Consider the following 19,546-nt stretch of genomic DNA (forward strand, 5'->3'; position numbering starts at 1 on the left):
GCGGGGCTTACAATCCCCCGGATTTAAAGGTTCTTGCCGCTGGCGCGCCATTGCTGGCGGGGGTTTTACGTCCCAGCGTCTCCATTCGCACCTGGAAGGGCGGGAACGGCATCTCAATACCATGCTCACGGAATCCGTGCAGAATCAGCTGATGCAGCTCGTGACGCAGCGGCATACGGTGCCCCATCTCTGCGGCATGAATACGCAACTCAAACAGCTGGATGCCCTGCTGCAGATCGACCAGGAACACTTCCGGCTGCGGCGTATCCAGCACATAGGTACAGCGCTCTGAGGCTTGCAGCAGGATATGACTGATCTCTTCGCTGTTGGCGGCGGCCGGCGCCGGAATAGTCAGCACCACACGTGTCACCGAGTCCGACAGCGACCAGTTAACAAACTGCTCGGTGATAAAGGCCTTATTCGGCACGATAATCTCTTTACGGTCCCAGTCGGTAATGGTGGTGGCGCGGGTATTGATCCGGGTAATGCTGCCGGTTAAATCACGGATGGTGACGGTATCGCCGATACGAATCGGTTTTTCAAACAGAATAATCAGGCCCGAGATAAAGTTGGCGAAAATCTCCTGCAAGCCAAAGCCTAAACCGACACCGAGGGCGGCGACCAGCCACTGCAATTTCGACCACTCAATGCCAATCATTGAGAACCCGACCACGCCACCAATCAGTAGCAGCAGATACTTGGTCAGTGTGGTGATGGCATAACCGGTGCCCGGGGTTAAATTCAGATGCTGTAACAGCGCCAGCTCCAGCAGGGCGGGCATATTGCGTACCAGCTGGGTGGTGATAATAATCACCAGGATAGCGATAAGTACCGCACCGAGGGTAATGGGTTCAATGCTTTCCACACCCTGTACCGTAGTGCTGGCGTCCCACAGCTTGATATTCTCCAGAAAGCCGAAGGCGGAATGGATTTCCGACCACAGCACAATCACCGAAACCAGCGCTATCAGGGTCAGAATGGAACGCACCAGCCGCAGCGACTGGGCGCTGATGGCGTCAAGGTCGATAACCGGTTCATCAACCTCTACGCCCTCGCCATTATGCGAGCTCTCTTCTTCACCACGGGCGCGATGCGCCAGCATATCGGCACGGCGCTGACGCGCACGGTCAAAGGCGATACGACGGCGCTGAATCAGCATCCAGCGGCGGATAATATGGTAGATGATCAGCAGCAGGAACCAGATAGCGACCGAGGTTTCCAGCCTTGCCAGCAGCGCCTGGGCGGTAGCCAGATAGCCAATGCAGGAGGCGAGCGCGGCGATCAGCGGAATACAGAACATCAGATTCCACAGAATCTTATTCAGAAAGTTATCGCTGTTGCCTTCTTTATCCAGGTAGAGCGGCAGCCCGGCACGCTTCAGGCTGACGGTTACCAGACTCAGGGCGCCGCAAATCAGCACAAAGCACAGCCGGCCGAGGGTCGCGGAAAACTGGCGATCTTCCAGATTATCGAAAGCAATCAGCAGCATAATCAGCGGCACAATAAAGCCGATCGACAGTAAGTAGTAACGCATCGCCCGCGCTACCCGTAGCTGCGGCCAGCGGAAATGCACCACAAACAGCCCCTGCGGCCGGGCAAAGGCGGCGCTGATCATAAACGCCCACAGTACCGGCAGCGTGGCGGTGACGCCATCGCCAATCGCCACGGCGATGGGATAGGGCCAGGCATGTTGCAAACCGTAGCCCAGCGCCGCCCAGAGTACCGGCAGCGGCAAGGCGACGACAATCGACCAGAAGACCGTGCGCAGGGTCAGGCTGAACTGATCCTGCGTCACTTTTCCCACGCGGCTGGTGGCACGTTCGAGGAACGCATGGTAATGGCGGCGTGAACTGATGCTTATGCCGACCAGCAGTAGCGCCGCGATAATCGGCAGTACCGTTTCCCGGCTGGTAACCATCATGACAAAAGCGCCGCCGAGCTGACCCAGAGTATCCAGCGACAGCAGGCGGGTAAGATCGTGGGCCAGATCGATCGGATAACTCAGACCGATCGGGCTGACGTCCGCCGTCCAGAACAGATAGCGGTGGGCGGCCTGTTTGATTTCGGTCAGCGCGTCTTCCAGCTGGCTGTTGGCCACCTTCAGTTTGGTGACTTCCAGAATCAGGGTATCGCAGCCGGAGATCAGCGAGCCGAGCAGCTCACGCTGGGTGCGCAGCTGGGCTTCCAGAATCCGTTTCTGTTCGTTGGTCAGTTCCTCGCCATTCTCCTGCTTTTGCTGCCTGAGTTGTGCCTGACGATTAAGCAGATCTTCGTAGTTCAGGCGCTGCACCCGCAGCTGACCCATATCGCTATCCAGCTGCTGGGATTTCGGCATGTCGGGCAGACGTGAGACCTGGGCGCGCAGGGCTTCACCCAGCAAATTGGAGGCGCCCAGCCACTGTGACTGTTCGCGGATGGTACTCAGCGCCTGACGCACCTGAATGGTCTGGTTAGTGGCCTGACGCTGTTGCGACGCCATCAGGTCCATGCGCTGCGCCTGCTGATTCAACGCGCCGGAAAGCTCGCGGTTGACGCGGAACTGTTCGGTGATGCCCGGCGGCAGATCGCCGCTGTTTTCCGCCAGCTGTTCGGTGCGCTCCAGCGCCAGCTCCGCTTCGCGCTGGCGCTGGCTGTTTAGCTGATTACGCAGCGCCTGCAGGTAGTTATCCAGCTGGGCGGCTTTTTTCTGATGCACTTCGGCGCGCATCCGCGCCAGTTCCTGACGGTTATTCGCCGACAGCTGGGCCAGCTGCAGCTCATCCACCCGCGCTTTCTGCGCGGCGGACTCCGCCTGACGCGCGTAAGCCTGCGCCTGCGCCAGCGGCGTCGTGGGGCTGGGCTGTGACTGTAGCCGCCGCTCAACGTCACTTAGCGCGCGACGCGCTTCGGTCTGCTGCTGCGGCAGTTGTGACAGCGAATCACTGATTTCCCGTGCGCGATCCTGCTCCTGCTGGGCCTGACGGCCCTCTTCCAGCAGCTGGCTGCTAATCTGCAGGATCTCCTGATCCAGCTCGGCGCTGCTCATATTGGCGCGTACCGGCCTGGTGCTGTCCGTCAGACTGGTGATCTGCTGGCGCAGTTCACGTGACAGCTTCGGGAAATCGTCGATCACCTGCTGATATTGCTGGGTGAGATCGAGCGAGGCTTTGCGCTCATTCAGCCAGTTAAGGGCGGTCTCCAGCGTTTGCACCAGCTCGGTCTGTCCCGCTGAGCTCTTGCCAGACTTAGCCTGATCAAGCTCCTGCTTAACCTGGGACTCATCCGGCAAGCCGGCGGCGAAAACGGGCAAACTTAAACAGCAGCCCAGCAATATTGAGAGAATCAGGCGCACAATAGGAGTCTGCTATGGGTGATGTAACACAGTGTCCGCATCGGTCTTCTGCAATGAGATCGCCAGCGGTTGGCCCAGACGGGTTTTAGCTTCTGGCGTCAGACTCTCTGCCAGCTTTATCCGGCCAGGGGCAAACAGGTTGATAACCGTGGAGCCCAATTTAAAACGGCCCATCTCCTGACCTTTTAACAGCACCACGGCGCCATCTTCATCGGCGCCCGGCCAGCTCCAGCGTTTAATCACCCCGGTACGCGGTGGCGTCACGGTGCCTGACCAGACGGTTTCGATGCTGCCGACGATCGTCGCGCCCACCAGGATCTGGGCCATCGGGCCAAACTCAGTATCGAAGTAGCAGATGACGCGTTCATTACGTGCAAACAGATTCGGCACATTCTGCGCAGTCAGTGGATTCACCGAGAACAGATCGCCCGGGACATAGATCATTTCGCGCAGAATACCGTTACATGGCATATGCACGCGGTGATAGTCGCGCGGTGCGAGGTAAGTGGTCACAAACTCACCGTCGCGGAAGCGATCGGCCATCTGGTAGTTACCTGCCAGCAGCGCTTCCAGCGAGTAGAGATGTCCCTTCGCCTGGAAAATGCTGTCGCCGTCGATATGCCCGAGCTGACTGATGGCGCCATCGGCCGGTTGCAGCAGCAGATTAGGGTCAGTATCGAGAGGGCGCACGTCGTCACGCAGCGGGCGCACGAAGAAATCATTGAAGGTACGATAGGCGGCGGTGTCTGGCTTTTGCGCCTCAGACATATCCACCTTGTAGTACCAGACAAAAATATCGATCACCGCTTTGGTCAGCCATCCCGCGCGCTTGCTGGCGCCCCATCCGGCTAATTCAGTCAGCCACTTCTTTGGCAGCAGATAATTCAGGCGGAGTTTTATACGATCCAACACGTTAGCCTCCTGGCTTAATTCACGACGTTGAGAGAAAAATGGGGGCGAATTGTAGCAGTGCGCAATCTATAAGGCTATGCAACCACCTGTAACATAAGATCACTCTTCGTTAGCAAAGTTCTTACGCGTCTTCATCTCTGACATGCTTTCCAGAATGCGATGATAATTGTAGAAACGTGACTCATTGATCGTACCGTTTTCTACCGCCGCGCGGATGGCACAACCTGGATCGGTGTCATGCTTGCAGTCGCGGAACTTACAATCGCCTAAAAACTCACGGAATTCGACAAATCCACGGGTGATTTGTTCCGGCTCGAGATGCCAGAGGCCAAATTCGCGTACGCCTGGGGAGTCGATAACGTCGCCGCCATGGGGGAAGTGATAGAGGCGGGCGGCGGTGGTGGTGTGCTGACCAAGACCGGAAACGCCGGAAACATCGTTGGTCAGGATCTCATCGCGACCCAAATCCAGGCCGAGCAGGGCGTTCAGCAGGCTGGATTTGCCGACGCCGGACTGACCGGCAAAGATGCTGATACGGTCGGTCAGTGCGCTTTCCAGCTCTTCCAGACCCTGTTTTTCATGGCTGGAGACCATCAGTACGCGATAACCAATATGCCGGTAAATCTCCATCTGCTCATCAACAAAGGCACGCCCTTTATCATCCAGCAGATCGGTTTTATTCAGTACCAGCAGCGGTTCCACCTCCAGTGTTTCACTGGCGACCAGATAACGGTCGATAATATTCAGCGACAGCTCTGGCAGGATGGCGGAAACAATCACGATCTGATCGATATTGGCGGCAATCGGTTTTACGCCGTCGTAGAAGTCCGGGCGCGTCAGCACCGAGGTGCGCTCATGCACCGCTTCGACAATGCCTTTGACCATGGTTCCCTGACCGGGACGCCAGACCACGCGGTCGCCGGTGACCAGCGAACGCAGGGTGCGACGAATGTTGCAGCGATGCACCGATCCATCAGCATCCTCGACGTCGGCGTGCATGCCAAAACGGCTAATCACCACCCCGTCACGCGCTTCACCAAACATGCTATCGTCTGGTTCTGGCTTGCCCTCACGTTGTTTCAGGCGGCGATCGTGGTTGGCGCTTACGCGACGTTGCTGACCTTTGGACAGTTTATTTTTGCTCACTCTTCCTCACAGGACTGACGGCTGTTCGCCCATACCGGGCAAAACGTCTATGATACACCCTTATTCGTTAATATGACGACTTTGGCAACTGCGGGATTAACCATGAGCGGAAATGAAAATAACCTGATTTGGATCGACCTTGAAATGACTGGCCTCGATCCGGAGCGCGATCGCATTATTGAAATCGCCACCCTGGTCACCGACGCCAATTTGAATGTGCTGGCGGAAGGGCCGGTACTGGCGGTGCATCAGAGTGATGAACAGCTGGCGCTAATGGATGACTGGAACGTGCGTACCCACACCGGCAGCGGTCTGGTGGAGCGGGTGAAAGCCAGCCAGTATGACGATCATGCGGCGGAGCTGGCGACCATCGCCTTTCTGCAGCAGTGGTGCCCGGCGAATAGCTCGCCGATTTGCGGTAATAGCGTCGGCCAGGATCGTCGTTTTCTGTTTAAATATATGCCGGAACTGGAAGCTTACTTCCACTACCGTTACCTTGACGTCAGTACCCTAAAAGAGCTGGCGCGTCGCTGGAAACCGGCGATCCTGCCAGGCTTTAAAAAACAGGGAACCCACCAGGCGCTGGATGATATTCGTGAGTCGGTGGCCGAACTGGCATACTACCGCGAGCATTTTATTCAGCTCTGACGCCTGCGGCGGGAAAGATTTTCACCAGGATGATAAAAAAATTGCCGCCGGGGCTTGCGGATGCGCAGAATACTCGTATAATGCGCTCCCCGTACCGATGAACAATTTCATCCGATACGCCTAAGCGGGAATAGCTCAGTTGGTAGAGCACGACCTTGCCAAGGTCGGGGTCGCGAGTTCGAGTCTCGTTTCCCGCTCCAGATTAAGTCTTGTTGAGGTGTTTACCCCGGCAAGCAAAGCGAAAAAGGGCCTTTTGGCCCTTTTTTGCATTCTGTATTCGGGGCATTCCCTGTCGGAGCTGTTCCGGGAGTCTGGGGCATTATCCCTACGGCTATCTGAAACCCTGTAGCTTAACTGACTGGCATTAGCCTTTTAGCCCCTTTGTTACCTGCTGAATTTTAATTCGTTCCCCCCAGCCGTTATCACCTTGCCCTTATCCGCTATTCGGGTTTACTTAGCCATTTTTATCATTTGTCAGCAAATGGGCTATGCCTTCAGAATGAATTTCCAGGCCGTAACTCTGCATTCCGCCTGTATTTATTAGATTAAAAATAGCTCACGCAACCTTGTGTTTTTCGTTGTATTTACCACAGCGAACGTGATTGTCTTGGTTATATCAGGAAAAGGCTTCCTCTATGAAATTATCCACATTAATGCTGCCGCTATTGATGGCGGGAAGTTTCTCTTCGGCATGGGCGGAAGAACAAAATGTGCCGGCGCATACCACTTTCACCGTGACCGCGGATAATCAGCTGAAAAGTAAATTACCGGCGGATATTCTTAAACGCGGATATATTCTGGCCGGAACCAATCCGAACACTCCGCCGACCACTTTTTATCAGGAAGATAATAAGACTCTCGCCGGACGCGAAATCGATATTATGAGTGCCGTTGCCGGCAGATTAGGCGTAGCGGTGCACTGGCAGGACACCGGTGGTTTCGACAATATTATCCCTGGCCTGAAATCTGGCCGCTACGATGTGGCGTTATCGAATATTAATGCCACCAAAAAACGTATGGACCAGGTGGACTTCGTCAGCTATTACGATGCCTCTCGTCTGGGCGTGATTTCGCGCAAAGACGCCAATATTGCTGCTTTCACCTCATTCCTTGCGGTCTGCGGCCAGCAGATTGGCGCCGGTGCCGGCACCACGCAGCTGACCCGACTGGAGGACGCCAGCAAAGCGTGTCAGGCAGCGGGCAAAGCGCCGATTAAGACTGCCGTATTCCCGGATCGCCCGTCGGGCGTGCAGGCGGTGGTGAGCGGACGCGTGCCGATGTTTTTTGGCCCGTTTGAAGGTCTCAGCTGGCAGGTACAGCAGGTTAAGCCACTGACCATGAGTGGCGAAATTCATGTTAATGATGCGCCGGTATCGATTGCCTTCCCGAAAGCGTCCCCGCTGGAAGAAGCGGTTCAGGCGGCGCTAAATTCGTTAATCAAAGACGGGACTTATCAACAGATCCTTGATAAGTGGTCGATTGGTTTCGGTGCGGTAAAAGAAGCGAAGCGTAATGAAGAGATCCTGTGATGAGCGCCAGGCAAACAGAGCAGCATACTGAAGAACTACGCATTGTCGGTAAGCGCTATATCGGGCGCTGGATCAGCGCCCTGTTAGTCGCGCTGGTGCTATTGGCCATCGCTAACTCAATGATGAATAACCCCCGTTTCGAATGGTCGGTGATCGCCGCCAGCTTCACCGAAGAGTCGATTCTGCAGGGGGTGCTGATGACGCTGAAGCTGACGGCGATTTCCGTGATCCTCGGTTTTGCCGGCGGCACGCTGCTGGCGCTGATGCGACTGTCGGCTAACCCGGTACTGGTGGCCGTCAGCTGGGCCTATACGTGGTTTTTCCGTGGCGTGCCGATGCTGGTACAGCTGTTCCTCTGGTACAACATTGCGGCGCTTTACCCCACTATTTCACTGTCGCTGCCGTGGGTCGGGGAGATCTGGAGCGCCTCGGCTAATTCACTGATCAGCCCGTTTAGCGCGGCGGTGATTGCGCTGGTGATGCATCAGTCCGCCTATGCCGCAGAGATTGTGCGTGCCGGGATCCAGAGTGTCGGCAACGGGCAAATTGAAGCCGCCAGAGCGTTGGGCTATCGCCCGGCGCAAATTTTTCGCCACACCGTCCTGCCACAGGCGATGCGCGCCATATTACCGCCCGCCGGCAATGAAGTTATCGGCCAGTTGAAAACCACCGCGGTGGTTTCCGTGATTTCGCTGCAGGATGTGCTGTTTTCGGCGCAGATTATCTATCAGCGCACCTATGAAGTGATCCCGTTGTTGCTGGTGGCCACCCTGTGGTATCTGGTGATGACCTCGTTGCTGTCGATTGCGCAATACTATGTTGAACGCCACTTCAGCCGCAGCAGCATTCGCCGCAAAGTGAAGCCGGAAAGCGTAAAACCTAAAACGCCGGTAGCGGTATATAGCATGGAGTCAGGGAGAACCAGCAATGGGTGAGGCGATTCAGTTACGGAAGGTCACCAAGCGTTTCTCCGGCAATACCATTCTTGATGGTATCGATCTCGACATTCCCGCCGGTTCGGTGACGGTGATCCTCGGGCCATCCGGCTCCGGCAAGTCGACGCTGCTGCGTTGTATCAACCACCTGGAAAAACTGGATGGCGGTACCATTCGTATTGGCGGCGAACTGGTGGGCTATAAGCAGGCTGGCCAGACGCTGTATGAGCTGAGCAGCCGGCAAATCGCCGCCCAGCGCAGCCGCACCGGGATGGTGTTTCAGCAGTTCAACCTGTTTCCGCACCGCACCGTGCTGCAAAATATCATTGATGCGCCGATACGGGTGAAAAAACAGAGCCGTCGGCAGGCGATCGCCAAAGCGCGTTCGCTATTGCAACAGGTGGGGCTGGCGACGCGTGAAGATGACTGGCCGCAGCAACTGTCCGGTGGCCAGCAACAGCGTGTGGCGATCGCCCGTGCGCTGGCAATGGATCCCGAAGTGATGCTGTTTGATGAACCGACATCGGCGCTCGATCCGGAACTGGTGGGGGAGGTGCTGCAGGTGATTAAAAAACTGGCCCATTCCGGCATTACTATGGTGGTGGTAACCCATGAAGTGGGTTTTGCCCGCGAGGTGGCCGACAACATTATTTTTATGGAAGAGGGGAAAATTATCGCGTCAGGACCAGGAAAAACCGTGCTCGATGACACGCAAAATGTTCGTTTTCGCCATTTCTTATCGACGGTGTTATAGCGCCATCTTTCTCTCTCTGCCGGACCTCCGTTATGACTGACCGATCCGCGGTACACAGTTCCCACTGGGGCGCGTTTAGCGCGCGCCTGCAGAATAACCGTCTTGATATCACGCCGTTCCCCGGCGATCCCGATCCCAGCCCGCTGTTAAAAAACTTTGCAAACGTACTGAATCATCCGGTGCGCGTCCGGCAACCGATGGTGCGACGCGGCTGGCTGGAAAATGGCCCCGGCGCCGATGCCCGGCGCGGCGCGGACGAATATCTCGCCATTAGCTGGGAGCAGGCTTATCAACTGGCTGCTGCAGAACTGCAGCGCGTCAGTGGTGAATTCGGTCCACAGGCCGTATTTGGCGGTTCTTACGGCTGGTCGAGCGCCGGACGTTTTCATCATGCGCAGAGTCAGGTTCATCGCTTTCTGAATACGGTGATCGGTGGCTATGTCCGTTCGGTAAACAGCTACAGTTCCGGGGCGGCGGCGGTGATCCTGCCGCATATCGTCGGCGATATGAATGAAGTGGCGCGCCGTGGCGTCAGCTGGGAAGAGATTGCGCAGCATACCGATGTGTTGCTCTCTTTCGGCGGGCTGGCGCTAAAAAACTCACAGGTTGCCAGCGGCGGCCTGAGTGAACATACGGAGCGCGGCTTTATCCGCGCCGCCGCGGCACGTGGCACGCAGTTCCTGTCGGTCAGTCCGTTGCGCAGCGATCTGCCGGAGGAGGCGCAGGGGGCATGGATCCCGATCCGTCCCGGCACCGATGCGGCATTGATGCTGGCGCTATTGCACACGCTGATGAAAAATGGCTGGCACGATCGGGACTTCCTGACGCGTTATTGTGTCGGTTGGGAAACGCTGGCAGCGTACCTCAGCGGCGAAAACGACGGCCAGCCGCGTGATGCGCAGTGGGCGGCGGCGATTTGTGGCATCGATGCCGGACGTATTGAAGCGCTGGCGGCACAGTTGCCGGGCCGACGGGTCGTGATCAGCGTGGCGCATGCCTTACAGCGCGCGCAGCATGGTGAACAACCGGTATGGCTGGGACTGGTGCTGGCCGCAGCCTTAGGACAACCGGGCCTGCCCGGCGGTGGTTTCGCTTATGCGCTGGGCGCGCTGGGACACTATGGTAAACATCATAACCTGGTATCGTTTCCCGCTCTGCCGCAGGGAAAAAATGGCATTGACCGTTTTATCCCGGTGGCGCGCATTGTTGATATGCTGCTGCACCCCGGCCAGCGGTTTCGCTATAACGGCCGCGATCTGACCTACCCGACAATCAAACTGGCGTGGTGGGCCGGTGGTAATCCTTTCCATCATCACCAGGATTTGGCGCGTTTACGTCAGGCTTTCAGCCAGCTGGATACGTTAATTGTCCACGAAGTTGCCTGGACCGCCACTGCCCGCCATGCCGATCTGGTGTTACCCAGCACCATGACGCTGGAACGGGAAGATATTGGCGGCGCACCCACTGACCGCCATCTGATCGCGATGCAGCAGGTGGCGCAGCCATATGGGCAGGCGAAAGATGACTATGAGATCTTTACGGAACTGGCCCGGCGTGCAGGACGTGCAGCGGAATTTACCGAAGGGCGCAGCGCGCGGCAGTGGCTGATCTATCACTACCAGCAGTTGCAGCAGCGGCTGGCCGCGCAGCAGGTAACCCTTCCCGATTTTGACAAGTTCTGGCGGCAGGGGGTGCTGGAATTACCGCAAATTAAGGATGGCGGCCGCATGCTGAAAGCGTTTCGCGCCGATCCGCAGCAACAGCCGTTAGCCACGCCCAGCGGAAAAATTGAAATTTTCTCCGCCACCATTGCTGGCTTTGCCGATGCGGATTGCCCCGGCCATGGGCAGTGGCTGACGCCGCGGGAACAGCCGGACGCACAGCATCCGTTGTATCTGATTGCCAATCAGCCCGCTTCGCGTCTGCACAGCCAGCTCGATTTTGGTCAGCACAGTATGGAGATGAAACGGCGCGGCAGAGAAGTGTGCCGGATGCACCCGCATGACGCGCGTCAGCGCGGGATTAATCAGCATGATGTGGTGCAGATTGTAAACACGCGCGGTATTGCGCTGGCCTGCGTGGATATCAGCGACGCGATTATGCCGGGAGTGGTGCAGTTGCCCACCGGCGCCTGGTATGACCCGGTGGACCCGCTGGCCGCCCGCCCGATGTGCCGTCATGGTAATCCCAATGTACTGACGCTGGATATCGGGACTTCGGCTTTAAGCCAGGGTTGTAGCGGACAAATTACCGTGGTGGAAGTGTTGCCATTTTGCGGCGAACCGCCGGAGGTGCAGGCTTTCCTGCCGCCGGTGGCCGCGCGGCTTAGCCGCTGATGCGCGTAAGCTGACACAATTGCTGCAGATCGCCAGGTTGTTGCAGCTGACTGCAGACGACAATCTGTTGTAGCTGGCTGGCGGTGGCTGCCGGTAAACAGGCGCGCAGCTTTTGCGTTAAATCCAGCGGGATGGCGAGGCTTTGCTGGCGTGTAACACGCTGTTGCCGGCGCTCGCCGTTGCGCAAAACCAGCGTCACCTGATGGAAGCGTGCGGCGGGATTCAGCTCATCCGCCGGGGCACTCTGGTCAGGGCAGCGCACGGCGTGGTCTGCCAGCGCCGCAATCTCGCTATCGACCGGACCTTCGGCAAAATCCTCTGGCCGCAAGTTGTCGCGTAGCAGGGCGATGGCCACCACATACTCAAGACTGAAACGCGCTTCAATACCGCTGGCCGGACGACGGATAAAGGCGGCAATATCGCCACCTGGCGGGAAGGCGATTTCAATACGCAGGATCGCCTGATGCAGCGCGTCGATACTGTTCCCCTGTTGCAGCCACTGGCGGCGCAGCTGGCGCGCCGCGTCGGCCGCGCTGTGGGTGCCGGAACAGGTGGGGTAAGGTTTGAATTCCAGTCCCGGCGCGATAACCCGCCAGGGTTCTCCCCAGCCGGCAGTCAGTTTTTCCGGCTGTTGTTGCCCGGCGCAGTAAGCGCGGAAAAAGCTCTCCAGCACCTGCTGTGTCTGACCGTGAAAACCGGCCAGCGTCAGCAGGGCGGCGCTGACTGCCGCCTGCGCCGCCAGACCGGCATGCAGCGGCTTTACCGCGCTGCCAAACTGCGCCCGCAGGCCGCCGGCGCGGGTGGCGGCGATGCCGAGAATGCGCGCGGTGTCATCCGTGCTGGCGGCCAGCAGACGCGCGGCGGCCGCGGCGGCGGCGATGGTGCCGAGAGTGGCGGTATTATGGAAACCCAGCGTGTAGTGCTGTGAACCGGCGGCCAGCCCGAGACGACCGGCAACTTCGACACCCACCACGTAAGCATCAAGAAAACGCTCGCCGCTCAGCTGCGGGCGCTCTGCGGCTAACGCCAACAATGCCGGCAGGATCACCGTGCCCGGATGGCCGCGAAAGTCCGCATGGAAATCATCAAAGTCCAGCGCATGTCCGGCGTAACCCAACAGTAACGCCTGCGTCAGGCTATCTTCGCCGTGATAGATCTGACGCAAACTCCTCAGACCGGCGTCGGCAAGCGCGCCACTGACTATCGGCAACGTCACAGCAAGGAAATCCAGCAGCCCCAGTCGGGCTTTCTCCCGCGCTTCCGCTGACGGGCGCGCGCTGACAATCAGCGCGGCAAGTTGCTGCGCTAAGCTCATTCTTTCGCCAGCCTTGCCAGCGCCGCCACCGCCAGTTGTAGCAGGTAGTTTGCCGTCGGGAACAGGGCGCGATCGTCAACGCGAAACTGCGGATGATGCAGGGCAAAAGGCCCACCGGAACCGACCATGATAAAGGCGCCAGCAATTTGCTGTTGGTAAAAGGCAAAGTCCTCGCCAATCGGGCTGGCTTCTACCCGGCGCGGCGTAAAACCGACGGCTTCGCCCTGCTGCAGGGCGAAGTCGACCCAGTCGGCATCGTTGACCACCGACGGGGGGCCAGGTTGCCAGTCGAGGGTGATTTCGCTGGCAAAAGCGCTGGCGATACCTTGAACCACCTCGCGGAAACGGCGCTCGATCAGTTCACGGGTGGCCTGATCAAAACTGCGTACCGTGCCTTCCAGCCAGGCGCCATCCGGGATCACATTCCAGGTACTGCCACTGTGGATCTGAGTGATCGAGACCACGGCATTCTGGCTCGACTGAACATTACGCGCGATCAGCGTTTGCAGTGCGGCGATCAGTTGTCCGGCGATAATAATCGGGTCGTTGCCTTCATGAGGCCGTGCCGCATGACTGCCGGTACCGGCGACGCCGATCGCGAAACGATCGACCCCGGCGGTTAGCGCGCCGGCTTTACTGCCGATCACGCCTACCGCCAGGCTTGGATCGTTATGAATGCCAAAGATCACTGCGGCATGATCCAGCGCGCCGGTGGCCAGCAGCGTCGGTGCGCCATGTCCGGTCTCTTCTGCCGCCTGGAACAGGATACGCACCCGGCCCGGCAGACTCTGTTCACGGCGTTTCAGCATAATAGCGGCGCCGAGGGCGGCCGAAGTATGAAAGTCATGTCCGCAGGCATGCATCACCCCAGGGTACTGCGAGTGGTAATCGACGGCCGACTTTTCCTCAATCGGTAAGGCGTCAATGTCGGCGCGCAGCACCACCAGCGGCTCCGCCAGCGGGTCGCCGATTTCCGCGACCAGACCGGTGGTTAATGGCAGATCCAGCACGCGGATCTGATGGTTTTCCAGTGCCGCTTTAATCCGCGCGGTGGTGGCAAACTCCTGGTTGGACAGCTCCGGATAACGATGCATTTCGTGGCGGAAGTCCTGAATAAACCGTGCCAGATCCTGATATTGCGAGGGAATGGCTAACATTTTAAGCTCCTGTTAATGTCCGTGCGGCGCGCAGCGACTGGCGCGCCAGCCACTCGGCATGGCTGGCTTCATCCAGCACTTTCTTCATATACAGCGTGATATGCCCTTTACCCAGATCGGTTTCGTGCATCGGCTGAAAGCCGCGTTTCAGATACATGGCGCGCAGCCACGGGTGGCTGGTGGCGGTGCCCAGCGACACCGCTGGCGCTTTCAGCCTGGCGCGCAATATTTCCTGTTCCAGCCAGTCGAGCAGCTGTTTGCCATAGCCCTTGCCGCTGAACGCCGGATGCGCGCCAAACCAGCCGATATGCGGCAAGCCAAAAGGTCCCGGTAGCGGTCCCCAGGGATAGCGAAGGGTTACCGACGACACCATTTGCCGATCGATAAACAGCCCCCAGACGTCATGTTGCTGCAAATGACGGCTGACTTTCGCCAGGTCCGCGGTGGCAGCATCAAAGTGAATACCCAGCGCCCTGACCGGGGCGTAAGCCGCCAGCATCAATGCCAGGTAATCATCACGGTCAGCGAGGGTTAGCGCACGGTAGTGTGCTGTCATGTCGTCAGTTCCTCTTGCGGCGATAAATGGCCGGAGCGGCGGGCAAACTGAATCACCTCATCCACCTTTTGCGGCGCGCTACCAAGGTAATTTGCCGGATTGAGCCAGTTTTCCAGCTCGGCTTGCGTGACATTGGCGGCGATAACCGGGTGTTCCAGCAGTACCGTCTGGAAGGCGCGTTGCTGTTCATATGCCTGCATGGCGCACTGATAAACCAGATGATGGGCGCTCTGTTTTCCCAGTTTTTTTCCTAGTTCAAACATCACTTTTTCCGAGAGTAATAAACCATCCTGCAGTTGCAGATTCGCCAGCATCCGGGGTTTGTTAACGGTGATCCCCGGCAGGATGGCGCGGGCGCTCTGTAACTGGGCGGATAAATAGATGCAGATTTCCGGCAATGCCAGCCACTCTGCGCGCCAGCTCATGGCATCGCGTTCATGTTCGACATGCATTGAGTGATAAATCAGACTGGCGCTGGTTAACAGCGGTGCGGTCAGGCTGGCTAATCCTTCCAGCGCGGCCGGATTGCGCTTATGCGGCATGGTGGTAGAGCCGATTTTACCGAAGCTGAAGGGCTCTTCGATCTCACTGATTTCGCTGCGCATCAGGTTATAAAGTTCGTTACCGATTTTACCCAGTGAACCGCTAATCAGTACCGCCACCGAGGCAAATTCGGAGAAGCGATCCCGTGCCGCCTGCCAGCCAATATTCGGCGTATTCAGTCCGAGGCGGCTGAGCGCCAGGCGCTCGACTTGCGGACCGGATTCGCCCAGCGCGGCGTGGGTGCAAATGGCGCCACTCAAATTGCCGGTCAGCAGGCGCGGCGTAAGCTGTTTCAGGCGGTCGAGGTGGCGGATAAACTCATCCAGCCAGACCGCGATTTTAAAACCAAAGGTGGTCGGCTGTGCCTGCATACCGTGGGTGCGCCCGGCCATCAGGGTGTACTGGTGCTCTTTTGCCAGCTGGATCAGGGCTTCGCTGACCGCCACGCAGTCACGCACCATCAGGGCCAGCGACTGTTTCAGCTGCAATACCGTGGCGGTATCCACAATATCCTGCGTGGTTACGCCGTAATGAATATATTCACCGGCTGCACCACACTGCTGCTGCAGCGCTTTCAGGGTCGGCATCAGTGAATGTTTCATCTCCAGCGCCGCGCTGGCAATGGCGTCGATATTCAGCAGGCTGGCGTCAGCCTGCCGGGCAATAGTTTCGGCGGCCTGCTGTGGAATAACCCCCAGCTCACCTTCTGCTAAGGCCAGTGCGACTTCAACCCTGACCTGTTGCGTCAGTCGGTTCTGCTCTGACCAGATATCGCGCATTTCTGGTGTGCCGAAGTTATTACCAATTAAAAGATAATCTATTGGATGTGAGGCCATTAATATCTCATTATTTTTAAGGGTTAATTTCAGGGTGTGGAAATAGCAAATATCACTATTTCGCTATCTGAAATTAGCCTCAGTTGCCCCTATCATTTCTTTGATCCAGCACAGCGTGCAAGTCTTTTGCTGGCTATAGCTAAATTTCATCTATGCTTTTGCTAATTTATGAAAATGAAATAACCGGTCTGGCGTTGCTTATTTTTTATTTTCTCGTAGCATAATGAAAAAGAACTGTTTCTTATTCTAATTACAAGGTTATTACCCTGGCTAATTTCATGCCGAGGCGATCTCTTTTTCCGTGATGATATTGTTTCTGTTCGTCGGGAACGGGTTCTTTACGCCCGTTATTTTCTGATTAAATAAACAGGTAATTAACGTGCTTGCCATAAAATCACCGCACAGCTATTTGCAACAGCCTGGTCTTGCTGGCCGGGTAGGGGAATATATTGCGCCACTGGCGACCCGTATCGCGATTATCAGCAGTCCGCAGGCCTGGCGGGCGGTAAACCCGCAGCTGGAAGCCAGTCTGCAGGCGCACCATATTGAGTATCATGTCGATTTCCTCGCCGCAGAGTGTAGCGCTGAGGCGATTGCCGAGCATCAGGCGCGCGTACAGCAGTATGGCGCCAGCCTGGTGCTGGGGATTGGCGGCGGCCGGGTACTGGATACCGCGAAAGCGGTGGCTAACAACCTCGATCAGGTTGCGCTGGTGACGCTGCCCACGCTGGCCGCCACCTGCGCCGCCTGGTCGCCGGTCAGCATCATTTATAATGCGCAGGGCGGCCAGCAGCACAGCGTTGATTTAGTGCGGATGCCGGTGATGGTGCTGGTTGACAGTGAAGTCATCGCCCACAGTGACGTGCGTTATTTGAAAGCCGGCATCGTTGATGCGCTGGCCAAATGGTACGAATTTATCCCTTATCAGCAGAAAAACGCCGACAGCCTGGCGATGAATCTGAAAGTGCAGGCGGCACGGATGGCGGTCGATACATTTGAACAATATGGTGCTGAGGCGGTAGGCGATAATCAGCAGCAGAAAGTGACGCCTGCGCTGATTAAGGTGATTGATGCCAATATCGCGCTGGCCGGTATGGCCAACAGTATGCGCGATGAGACGCCCGCCCCCGGCGTGGCGCATGCCATCCATAACCGTCTGACGCACCAGCCGGAACTGCATCACTGGCTGCATGGCGAAAAAGTCGGTTTTTGTTTGCTGGTGCAATCGTTGCTGGAAAGCGGTAACGGCCAGCCAGATGCCAGACTGCTGGCGCTGCTGCGCCAGTACGACGCACCACTGACGCTGTCACCGCTTCGTGGCGATCGGGCGGCGACCTTTGCGGCGATTGCGCGGGAAGTGAAATTCTCTGCCGCGAATGCCGCCCGTTTGCCGTTTTCACTCGCTGCCAGCGCTATTGAACAGGCGCTGCTGGCAACCGACCGCGCTTTTTAGTTTGTGCCGCGCACTGTACATCAGTTAAGGATCAAATATGTCTGATACCTCGCCAGGCCGCCGGCAGTTGCGCCTCGGCCTTTTTGTTCAGCCGCTCGGGCATCATGTCAGCGGCTGGCGTCTGGCGCAGCAACAGGGCTCGCCGACCGATATTGAATGGCTGACGTGGATTGCCCGTAAAGCTGAAGAAGGCACCTTCGATATGTTTTTTGTCGGCGATGCGCTGGCAACCAGCGTCTATCGCCTGCCGTCGACCATGGCGCGCTTTGAGCCGCTGACGCTGTTATCCGCGCTGGCGGTACAGACTAAACATATCGGGCTGGCCGCCACTGCCTCAACCACCTTCAGCGATCCGTTTAATCTGGCGCGCATCTTCTCCTCGCTGGATCATATCAGCCATGGTCGTGCGGCATGGAATGTGGTGACCTCATTCTCCACCGATGTGGCGCGTAATTTTAGCCGGGATGATATGCCGGACCACGCGCAGCGCTATGCCATCGCTCATGAGTTTCTTGCGGTGACATTTAAGCTGTGGCAGGGCTGGCAGGAAGGTGCGGTGCTGGCAGATCAGGCCAGCGGACAATATTTTGTCGATGACAAGATCCAGCCGATCAATCATCGCGGCGAGTATTTCCAGGTACAGGGACCGCTGAATATTTCCCGTTCGCCCCAGGGACGTCCGGTGATCATTGAAGCCGGCTCGTCCGCCGATGGGCAAAAACTGGCGGCGGTGACCGCAGAAGTGGTATTTACCGCCGCGGCCACGCTGGAAGAGGCTCAGGGGTTCTACCGTGCGCAAAAACAGCTGGTGGAACAGGCCGGACGCCATCGCGATCATGTGCTGATCCTGCCGGGGGTGATGCCGATTGTCGGCCGCACCCGTGAAGAAGCCTGGGAGACATGGCGTCAGCTTAACCAGCTGGTGGATATCGATAACGGCATCAAACAGCTCTCCACCCGTTTTGGCATCGACTTAAGTCAGTTCCCGCTGGATGGCCCGGTTCCGGAAGCGCCGAACATCGAAGGCGGCCAGAGCCGGGTGAAATTGCTGACGGATTTAGCCGAGCGCGAAAATCTTACGCTGCGTGAGCTGGCGGCGATCGCTGCCGGATCGCGTGGGCACCGGGTGCTGGTCGGCACCGCCGCAGAGATTGCCGACGATTTCCAGCGCTGGCTGGAGCAGGGCGGCGCCGATGGTTTTAATATTATGCCGGCGATTATGCCGGAGCAGCTGTCGCTGTTTGTTGAGCTGGTGATCCCGGAATTAAGAAAACGCGGACTGTTCCGCGAAGAGTATCAGTACAGTACGCTACGGGAAAATCTCGGCTTACCTGAGCCTGACGCTGCCGTTTGATGGCGGCTTGCGCATAACCCTATGATTCTGCCGCCGTTAAGCGTCAGTGCCTGAGGGCGCGCGCGGCGGCTGTGACGAACTTTTAGGCGTTCGGACAACCTTTCTGAACAAAGGGCTTGCCATCATTTTCGAACAAGGCCATAATAGCGTCCATTCCTGATAGGGGAATGGATAAAAACCTTTCTTAATCAAAAGGTTAGAGGTTGAAAAAGCGCCTCAGGATGTAAAAAAAGATTTTCGCTGTTTACAGCAACCAGTTCCTAAGCGGGAATAGCTCAGTTGGTAGAGCACGACCTTGCCAAGGTCGGGGTCGCGAGTTCGAGTCTCGTTTCCCGCTCCAAAATATGATTTTGCTGCATTACAGTACGCCAGTTCCTAAGCGGGAATAGCTCAGTTGGTAGAGCACGACCTTGCCAAGGTCGGGGTCGCGAGTTCGAGTCTCGTTTCCCGCTCCAAGTTTTTTTCATTTCTCATATCCAGGTGATTTATCCACAGAGATAGCTCAGCTGCGTATCGTCACGTTTCCAGATTGTCAAAATGTTTTAAACAGAGTTATCCACAGGCACGCTGTTTTCCTTCGCGATTGAACTTATCAGCATTTTCTTACATATTCTTTATAAAGTGTTGAATTTATAATAAAAATTATTATTCCAATTTGTTACCTGGATCACTTGTGGTGTCTGTGACGGTTGAATGACAACGATTTTTTATTTTTATTCACAGCGTGTGGAAAACGTTTTT

At 57.1% G+C, this 19,546-nt stretch carries 14 protein-coding genes and 3 tRNA genes; 10 read left to right on the forward strand and 7 right to left on the reverse strand.

Annotated elements, in window-relative coordinates; translation table 11 throughout:
* Positions 1–7 precede the first annotated feature (7 nt).
* The 3 genes from mscM to rsgA form a co-directional block, all read right to left on the reverse strand.
* Positions 8–3,334 (reverse strand): miniconductance mechanosensitive channel MscM, encoded by a 3,327-nt coding sequence (gene mscM, locus JWF83_RS17780; protein ID WP_413651829.1) that lies wholly within the window; start codon positions 3,332–3,334, stop codon positions 8–10.
* Between the two features lie 9 nt (positions 3,335–3,343).
* Complete coding sequence (asd, locus tag JWF83_RS17785) at positions 3,344–4,243, reverse strand: archaetidylserine decarboxylase (protein ID WP_413651736.1); 900 nt, start codon at positions 4,241–4,243, stop codon at positions 3,344–3,346.
* 99 nt (positions 4,244–4,342) lie between these two features.
* Positions 4,343–5,389, reverse strand: a complete 1,047-nt coding sequence (rsgA, locus tag JWF83_RS17790; protein WP_413651737.1) for a small ribosomal subunit biogenesis GTPase RsgA — start codon at positions 5,387–5,389, stop codon at positions 4,343–4,345.
* 102 nt (positions 5,390–5,491) lie between these two features.
* Here rsgA and orn point away from each other — a divergent pair, with 102 nt between their 5' ends.
* The 6 genes from orn (at position 5,492) to JWF83_RS17820 (ending at position 11,591) form a co-directional block, all read left to right on the forward strand.
* Positions 5,492–6,037 (forward strand): oligoribonuclease, encoded by a 546-nt coding sequence (gene orn, locus JWF83_RS17795; protein WP_413651738.1) that lies wholly within the window; start codon positions 5,492–5,494, stop codon positions 6,035–6,037.
* 124 nt (positions 6,038–6,161) lie between these two features.
* Positions 6,162–6,237 (forward strand) — tRNA-Gly (locus JWF83_RS17800).
* Between the two features lie 435 nt (positions 6,238–6,672).
* Positions 6,673–7,566: an ABC transporter substrate-binding protein gene (locus tag JWF83_RS17805; protein WP_413651739.1), complete on the forward strand. Its 894-nt coding sequence runs from the start codon at positions 6,673–6,675 to the stop codon at positions 7,564–7,566.
* Positions 7,566–8,501, forward strand: a complete 936-nt coding sequence (locus JWF83_RS17810) for an amino acid ABC transporter permease (RefSeq protein ID WP_413651740.1) — start codon at positions 7,566–7,568, stop codon at positions 8,499–8,501. Before JWF83_RS17805 ends, JWF83_RS17810 begins: the two co-directional genes overlap by 1 nt.
* Positions 8,494–9,255: an amino acid ABC transporter ATP-binding protein gene (locus tag JWF83_RS17815; RefSeq protein WP_413651741.1), complete on the forward strand. Its 762-nt coding sequence runs from the start codon at positions 8,494–8,496 to the stop codon at positions 9,253–9,255. The genes JWF83_RS17810 and JWF83_RS17815 overlap by 8 nt, the downstream gene beginning before the upstream one ends.
* A gap of 32 nt (positions 9,256–9,287) precedes the next feature.
* Complete coding sequence (locus JWF83_RS17820; RefSeq protein WP_413651742.1) at positions 9,288–11,591, forward strand: molybdopterin-dependent oxidoreductase; 2,304 nt, start codon at positions 9,288–9,290, stop codon at positions 11,589–11,591.
* Here JWF83_RS17820 and JWF83_RS17825 read toward each other — a convergent pair.
* Genes JWF83_RS17825 through purB form a run of 4 tightly spaced genes read right to left on the reverse strand, consistent with a single transcriptional unit; the run spans position 11,581 to position 15,998 of the window.
* Complete coding sequence (locus tag JWF83_RS17825) at positions 11,581–12,906, reverse strand: MmgE/PrpD family protein (RefSeq protein WP_413651743.1); 1,326 nt, start codon at positions 12,904–12,906, stop codon at positions 11,581–11,583. The two genes, JWF83_RS17820 and JWF83_RS17825, sit on opposite strands and share 11 nt — an antisense overlap.
* Positions 12,903–14,063 (reverse strand): amidohydrolase, encoded by a 1,161-nt coding sequence (locus tag JWF83_RS17830; RefSeq protein ID WP_413651744.1) that lies wholly within the window; start codon positions 14,061–14,063, stop codon positions 12,903–12,905. The genes JWF83_RS17825 and JWF83_RS17830 overlap by 4 nt, the downstream gene beginning before the upstream one ends.
* Position 14,064: 1 nt before the next feature.
* On the reverse strand, positions 14,065–14,619 hold the full coding sequence (locus JWF83_RS17835) for a GNAT family N-acetyltransferase (RefSeq protein WP_413651745.1): 555 nt from the start codon (positions 14,617–14,619) through the stop codon (positions 14,065–14,067).
* Positions 14,616–15,998 (reverse strand): adenylosuccinate lyase, encoded by a 1,383-nt coding sequence (gene purB, locus JWF83_RS17840; protein WP_413651746.1) that lies wholly within the window; start codon positions 15,996–15,998, stop codon positions 14,616–14,618. Before purB ends, JWF83_RS17835 begins: the two co-directional genes overlap by 4 nt.
* A gap of 379 nt (positions 15,999–16,377) precedes the next feature.
* Here purB and JWF83_RS17845 point away from each other — a divergent pair, with 379 nt between their 5' ends.
* The 4 genes from JWF83_RS17845 (at position 16,378) to JWF83_RS17860 (ending at position 19,260) form a co-directional block, all read left to right on the forward strand.
* Positions 16,378–17,451 (forward strand): iron-containing alcohol dehydrogenase family protein, encoded by a 1,074-nt coding sequence (locus tag JWF83_RS17845; RefSeq protein WP_413651747.1) that lies wholly within the window; start codon positions 16,378–16,380, stop codon positions 17,449–17,451.
* Between the two features lie 37 nt (positions 17,452–17,488).
* Entirely contained in the window at positions 17,489–18,805 is a 1,317-nt protein-coding gene (locus JWF83_RS17850) for an LLM class flavin-dependent oxidoreductase (protein ID WP_413651748.1), read from the forward strand.
* 264 nt (positions 18,806–19,069) lie between these two features.
* Positions 19,070–19,145 (forward strand) — tRNA-Gly (locus tag JWF83_RS17855).
* 39 nt (positions 19,146–19,184) lie between these two features.
* Positions 19,185–19,260 (forward strand) — tRNA-Gly (locus JWF83_RS17860).
* The last annotated feature ends 286 nt before the right edge of the window (positions 19,261–19,546 follow it).

Origin of the sequence: Pantoea sp. B65 (genome assembly GCF_047308185.1) — a bacterium.
GTDB lineage: Bacteria > Pseudomonadota > Gammaproteobacteria > Enterobacterales > Enterobacteriaceae > Erwinia.